At 37.0% G+C, this 7,171-nt stretch carries 5 protein-coding genes; 4 read left to right on the top strand and 1 reads right to left on the bottom strand.

All coding sequences use genetic code 11. From position 1 onward, the window contains the following. The first annotated feature begins 82 nt into the window (after positions 1–82). Positions 83–349, top strand: coding sequence for a DksA/TraR family C4-type zinc finger protein (locus H5115_RS15905; protein WP_149594744.1), 267 nt, complete (start codon positions 83–85; stop codon positions 347–349). 283 nt (positions 350–632) lie between these two features. On the opposite strand, the gene gloA is transcribed toward H5115_RS15905, so the two are convergent. Continuing rightward, complete coding sequence (gene gloA, locus H5115_RS15900) at positions 633–1,034, bottom strand: lactoylglutathione lyase (RefSeq protein WP_149594745.1); 402 nt, start codon at positions 1,032–1,034, stop codon at positions 633–635. A gap of 625 nt (positions 1,035–1,659) precedes the next feature. Here gloA and H5115_RS15895 point away from each other — a divergent pair. The 3 genes from H5115_RS15895 to H5115_RS15885 all read left to right on the top strand — a co-directional run bounded on the left by H5115_RS15895 (position 1,660) and on the right by H5115_RS15885 (position 7,166). Beyond that, entirely contained in the window at positions 1,660–2,538 is an 879-nt protein-coding gene (locus H5115_RS15895) for an NAD(P)-dependent oxidoreductase (RefSeq protein ID WP_149594746.1), read from the top strand. A 147-nt stretch (positions 2,539–2,685) separates the two neighbouring features. Further along, on the top strand, positions 2,686–4,944 hold the full coding sequence (locus H5115_RS15890) for a polysaccharide lyase 6 family protein (protein WP_182756266.1): 2,259 nt from the start codon (positions 2,686–2,688) through the stop codon (positions 4,942–4,944). Between the two features lie 5 nt (positions 4,945–4,949). Continuing rightward, positions 4,950–7,166, top strand: coding sequence for a heparinase II/III family protein (locus H5115_RS15885; protein ID WP_182756264.1), 2,217 nt, complete (start codon positions 4,950–4,952; stop codon positions 7,164–7,166). Positions 7,167–7,171: the final 5 nt, after the last annotated feature.

The following is a 7,171-nucleotide window of genomic DNA, read 5'->3' as shown; positions in this document are numbered from 1 at the left end:
CAAAAATCCAAAAATATTCAGTACTTATAAAGATTCGATTTGCTAGCATAAATTTAATCATCCAACTTTATTAGGAGGATTTATGGCAAGTGGATGGGCACGAGACGGTGCAATTCAAGATCAAATTGATGCAAGTGTTAACGACGCCGTACAGTATGCAAGAAGCAATTTAATATCTGGTGCAAGTGCTGAGTTATGTGACGAGTGCGATGAAAAAATCCCACAAGCACGAAGGCTCGCGCTACCAGGAGTTCGCTACTGTGTTGCATGCCAAGCTGCAATAGAAGGTAATGGTGCTGGCGCTAAATCGTTTAATAGGCGTGGTAGTAAAGATAGTCAGTTGCGTTAAAAAAGGGTGCTCAAAGCACCTTTTATTTAATACCAATCTGCATAACCATATTGAACAATATATAAAATTAAACCCCTCCATAGTTATACCAACCAGCATAAATCGTTGATCAATTTAACTAATTAAATTGCACTATAACGTCGTTAAAAATTTTTTATTTAGAGCAACTAGATACAAAAATTTTTGCCTAGTTCTAGCGTAATTTTCTTAACGTTAAATAGAACCTAAATAAGCAGATTGGCATTAAGCATATTGTAATAACTTGAATTAGTTGTTAAGTAATTTAAAATTTACTCATGTCTTCTTTTTTCTGAATTAACTCAATTGCATAGCCATCAGGGTCTTTTACAAAAGCAATTTCAGTAGTACCGCCTTTTACAGGCCCTGGTTCACGGCTTACATTGCCACCGGCAGCTTTAATATCTGCACATGCTTTGTAAATATCATCAAACTCAATAGCAATATGACCATATCCATTACCTAGGTCGTAGCTATCTTCGTCCCAATTATAAGTTAGCTCCAATACTGTGTTATCTGCTTCGTCGCCATATCCAACAAAGGCAAGAGTGTATCTGTATTCACTGTTATCAGCTCTGCGTAATTCTTTCATACCTAATATTTCAGTATAAAAAGCAATTGATTTATCCAAATTGGCTACACGCAGCATAGTATGTAATAAACGCATTTTTAGTTCCTTTAGTTATTTATTCAAAGTTAAGGGTATTTTTAACTAAGCGCTATTATTGAGCGCATTTTAGGGGTTTTATATGTATTAGCCATATATGTAGGCACTACATATAAATCACAACCTTAATATGAGAGTGGGTTTAAAACAGTTTGAGTACGACCTTTATAAATTGACAATCAATGAATCATTTTATCAAATTTTGCATATTTAAATAACCAGTACTCAATTATTGGTCAACCTATTAGTATAAAAATAGTTACTGATTGTTCAACAAAAGTTAACCTTTGCTTAATTGTGTCATTGCTATATAACAATATGTTTTTGTTAGTTTTTAAGCTGCTTGCTGTGTAATTTGTAAAAATATGGCATTTGCTTGGTTAACTTATTGGTTGACAAAAAAGGCGTATGGTAATACAGTTTTTACATACCAATTGGTAAGTTGCTTGGTTTGAGTGAATACAATGTATTGGTAATTAATCAGAGTCACGTTTTGCATAGGTTAATTTATAAATAACTCAAGCTTAAAGTTACTCTACAAATTGAAACAAAAGACACAGCGTATTTATAGAGTAAATTTTACTTGTTCTTATAAAAGTATGCGCCACATATTTAGGAGTTATTCATGTCAAAACCAGTCATCGGTTTCATCGGCTTAGGCTTAATGGGCGGCAACATGGCCGAAAATTTACAAAACAAAGGCTATGAGCTAATTGTTATGGACCTTAGCAAAGATGCGGTTGCAGCATGTGTTGCTAGAGGCGCAAAAACAGCAAGCACTGCAAAAGAGCTAGCTGAAGGTTCAGATATTGTTATGTTTTGTCTTACAACGTCTGCCGTTGTAGAAAAAATTGTTTACGCAGAAGACGGTATCCTAGCGGGTATTAAAGAAGGTGCAGTATTAGTTGATTTTGGTACTTCTATTCCATCATCTACGAAAAAAATTGGTGCTGATTTAGCAGCTAAAGGCGCAGGCATGATCGACGCGCCACTAGGTCGTACACCAGCACATGCTAAAGATGGTCTATTAAACATTATGGCTTCAGGCGATATTGATACATTCAATAAAGTTAAACCAGTACTGGAAGATCAAGGCGAAAACGTTTTCCATCTTGGCGAGCTAGGTGCAGGTCATACAACTAAGCTTATCAACAACTTCATGGGCATGACGACAGTATGTGCTATGTCACAAGCATTTGCAGTGGCAGAGCTTGCTGGTGTTGACCGTCAACAACTTTTCGACATTATGTCGACTGGTCCATCTAACTCACCGTTTATGCAATTTTGTAAAAACTATGCAGTTGATAATGTTAGCGACCTTGGTTTTTCGATTGCTAATGCAAACAAAGATTTAGGCTACTTCCTACAAATGGTAGAAGACCTAGGTACTGAATCAAAAATCGCTGAAGGTTCATCAGCTAACCTACAAGCAGCGTTTGACGCTGGTATGGGTCAAGGTAACGTTCCTGAAATTTTTGATTACTTCAAAAAGTTAGAAAAGTAACACTTCTCGACCTTATTGAGCGCTTTGAGCTTTAACTTAAAGCGCTTTAACACACATGACACCAATTGACTAAAGTCTTTGTGCAATGTCAGCTTTTTTTAATTCTGATGAAGCACTACTTTCAGTCACAACGAAAAAGAGTTAACTATGCGTTTGATTAATACAATAAAGCTTAGTCTAGTTCTCATCGGTTGCATATCCACACAAGTAGCGGCCAAAGATTATTTTATAGAAAGTAAACAAGCTTTTAATGATATCGCAGCTAATCTAGTTGCTGGCGACAAAGTAGTACTTAAAAATGGTACTTGGTCTGACTTCGAAATTCTACTTGAAGGCCAAGGTACAAAAAACTCTCCTATTATATTAACCGCTGAAACTAACGGAAAAGTAATTCTATCAGGTCAATCTAACCTAAGACTTGCAGGTAAATACCTCGAAGTTTCCGGTTTAGTATTTAAAGACGGCTACACACCGAGCTCAGCTGTAATAGAATTTCGTAAAAATAAAAATGAATTAGCCTACAATTCACGAGTTACTCAAACAGTAATCGATAATTACAGTAATCCAGACAAACGAGAGTCTGATTATTGGATTGCCTTATATGGACAACATAACCGCTTTGATCATAGCCATTTAGTTGGCAAACGAAATAAAGGTGTGACAGTTGCTGTTCGTTTGAACACTAAAGCAAGCCAAGAAAACTATCATCGTATAGATAACAACTATTTTGGCTACCGTCCTACTTTTGGTTCTAACGGTGGTGAAACCCTGCGTATTGGCACAAGCCATTACTCACTAACTGATTCACATACATTGGTTGAAAATAATTACTTTGAACGTACCAATGGTGAAGTAGAAATTGTTTCGGTTAAATCAGGTAAAAACATCCTTCGTAATAACGTATTTTATGAAGCGCGCGGTACATTAACGCTGCGCCATGGTAATGGCAATCTTATAGAAGAAAATATCTTCATTGGTAATGGTGTTGATCACACAGGTGGTATCCGCGTTATCAATAAAGATCAAATTGTAAGAAATAACTACCTACAAGGCCTAACAGGCTATCGTTTTGGCAGTGGTTTTACTGTGATGAACGGCGTACCAAATTCATCTATTAATCGTTATCACCAAGTAGAAAATGCGACGATTGAAAACAACACATTTATAAATGTGCGTCATATTCAACTTGCTGCAGGTAGCGATGCTGAGCGTAGCGCAGCCCCAAAAAATAGCGTAATGAAAAACAACTTAATCATAAACCAAAATGGTGAACAGCCATTTACAACATTCGACGATGTAAGTGGGTTAGTATTAAGTAACAACATTGCAGATACAAAAGTGCTTTCTGAGCTAACGTACGGTGTAAAAAAAGATAAAATCACGCTGGAAAAAGCAAGTAATGGTCTACTTTACCCAACATCTAAAAGTTTAAATGTAGGTGCAAAGCGCGATTTAAAAGTACTTAAAAAAGAAGATACCGGTGTTAGTTGGTATGCAAAAGTAGCTGCTTTAGTTGATTTTGATTCTGGTAAGACACATTCTGTTAAAGCTGATGTAAGTGCATTACTAGATGCTATTGATAATGCAGAGTCGGGCGATGTTCTAGAACTAGCGTCTGGCCAGTATGATGTGTCTAAACTGGTTAAAATTGATAAAACGTTGACAATTAAAGCAAAGCAGAGCGCAAAGGCTAAACTTACTTTTCAACGCTCTACCTTGTTTGAAATACATGATGGCGGCAGCTTAAAACTAGATGGTTTATCAATTTCAGGTGAAAACGCGCCAGATGCAATAGGTAACAGCATTGTTCGTACGCAAAAATGGGGTATGGTTGATAATTACCGCTTTGTAATGATCAACTCAGAGTTAAATGCTTTAGATATTAATCATTCATTCCATTTCTTTATCACTGGTAAAGGTGCAATGGCTGACGAAATTATTGTTACAGGTAATACCTTTAATACAGTAACAGGTGACATTTTACGTCTAAATACTGAAATTGAAGACTTAGGTGTTTATAACGCGGAATACGTTATTGTCAATAATAATACATTTAATGATGTAGAAGGCGGTGTACTTAAGCTTTACCGTGGTGGCACTGATGAAAGCACATTTGGTCCTCATTTTGAAATGACAAATAATACGCTTAATAACGTTGGCCTTGGTAAGCGTAACAAAGAGCAAGCGAGCATTTATGTTCACGGTGTTCAGGTTACTAATATTAAAGATAATAAATTTGTTAAATCTGCTGCTATTGTTGTAGAGCACACAGTAGGCGAGCCTAAAACTGAAATCTCAGACAATACATTTGATGCAACTAAAGCACCAAGTGTTAAAGAACTAAGAGTTAAAGGCCCACATACAGCAGTATTAAAAAATAACAACATTTTAAATAAGGCAGGGTAAATACTATGTACTTATTAAAATGCCAAACACGTTTTAAAATAGCTGCTGTAGCTGCAATTACATTACTTACATCACTGGGGGCGCATGCAGCGCACCCAAACTTAGTGATTACTACTGATGATGTTAAGCAAATGCGCCAAGCAATTAGTAGCAACGGTAGCACAAAGTTTGCTACTGCGTTTGAGCTATTAAAAGCGCAAGTAGATGAACAAATTGCACAGCCTATCACTGTACCCGTTCCAAAAGATGGCGGTGGTGGTTATACACATGAACGCCACAAAAAAAATTACCAACTTATGTACAACGCGGGCATTATTTATCAATTAAGCCAAGATGATAAATACGCAAACTATGTACGTGATATGTTGCTTGAGTACGCAAAATTATACCCAACGCTTGGTCTGCATCCAAAACGTAAAATGGACTCGCAAAACCCAGGGAAATTCTTTTGGCAAAGCCTAAATGAAGCAATGTGGCTTGTGTACACAATACAAGCTTATGATCTAATTTATGACTCGTTAAATGCCGATAATATTAAAACAATCGAGAATGACTTACTCCGTCCTGTTTCGTTGTTCACATCTGTAGGCCAACCGTCTACATTTAATAAAGTACATAACCATGGAACATGGGCAACAGCGGGTGTTGGCATGGCAGGGTATGTATTAGGCGAACCTGAGTGGGTAGAAAAATCATTATACGATTTAGAAAAGTCGGGTAAGGGTGGCTTTATTAAGCAGCTAGAGATGCTGTTTTCACCACAAGGTTACTATAACGAAGGTCCTTACTATCAACGCTTTGCACTATTACCATTTGTAACGTTTGCTAAAGCGATTGAAAACAACGAACCACAAAGAAAAATCTTTGAATATCGCGATGGCATATTATTAAAAGCGATTGATACGACGATTCAACTTAGCTACAACGGTTTGTTTTTCCCAATTAACGATGCAATAAAAAGTAAAGGCATCGATACCATTGAGTTAGTAAATGGAGTAACGGCAGCGTATGGCTTAACCAACGATGTAGGTTATTTAGATATTGCTAAGCAACAAGACCAAATAATTCTCTCTGGTGATGGGCTAAAAGTAGCTCAAGCACTTGATAACAACATGGTAAAACCTTATTCGTTTAAATCTGTTGCCTTCGGTGATGGTAATGACGGAAAGCAAGGCGCTTTAGTTGTAATGAGAACGCAGGTAGGTGGCGATCAAGCACTGCTTTTTAAACCTGCTGCACAAGGTTTAGGCCATGGTCATTTTGATAAATTAACATGGCAGTTTTACGACCACGGAAATGAAATTGTATCTGATTATGGCGCAGCTCGTTTCTTAAATGTAGAAGCTAAATACGGCGGTCGTTATTTACCTGAAAACGAAACTTACGCTAAACACACTGTTGCGCACAATACGGTAGTGGTTGACGAAACAACGCATTTTAATGCAAATGTTGAAGTGGGAAATAGTAATTACCCTACACTTAACTTTTTCGAAACGAATGAATACGGCACGGTTTCAAGCGGCGAAATAAGCACAGCTTATAAAGGCGTTGATCTTGAGCGCACGCTTGCACTTATTAATTTACCTGAACTACAAAGCACAGTTGCACTTGATATATTTGATGTTGTTGCAAATAAAGCGCACCAGCTTGACTTGCCTTTGCATTATAGAGGTCAGCTTATCGATACCAGCTTTGAGTTAAAAGCAAATGCAACACAGCTGTCTGCGCTAAGTACTAAAAATGGCTACCAACATTTATGGCTTAAAGCTCAAGCGCAACCTCAAAGTGGTTTAGCTAAAGTAACGTGGCTAAACGAAAATGGTCGTTTTTATACGCAAACGAGCTTGGTTAAAGGTGATGAGTCTTTCTTGTTTACTCAAATAGGCGCAAACGACCCTGATTTTAATTTACGCAACGAAAACGGTTTTATTCGTCGCGTTGAGGGTCAAAAGCAGCATAAATTTATATCAGTATTAGAGCCACATGGTGAGTACAACCCAAGTAAAGAATATACCTTAGAAGCTGTAAGTCGAGTGACAAAGCTTGAATATAGTCAGCAGGGCGATTTAACACTTGTTGAACTTGATATTAAAGGCAACTCATATTTAGTGGCAATTAATAAAGCACCAACATCAGCTAAAAACACATTCAATTATCAAAATAAAGAGTTCACTTTAAATGGCCGATTAGGCGTTTATATGATGAACAATAATCAGGAGTAAATAGG

Source organism: Pseudoalteromonas sp. SR44-2, assembly GCF_014163745.1.
Taxonomy (GTDB): Bacteria; Pseudomonadota; Gammaproteobacteria; order Enterobacterales; family Alteromonadaceae; genus Pseudoalteromonas; species Pseudoalteromonas distincta.
This window is presented reverse-complemented; position numbering and strand designations above follow the sequence as displayed.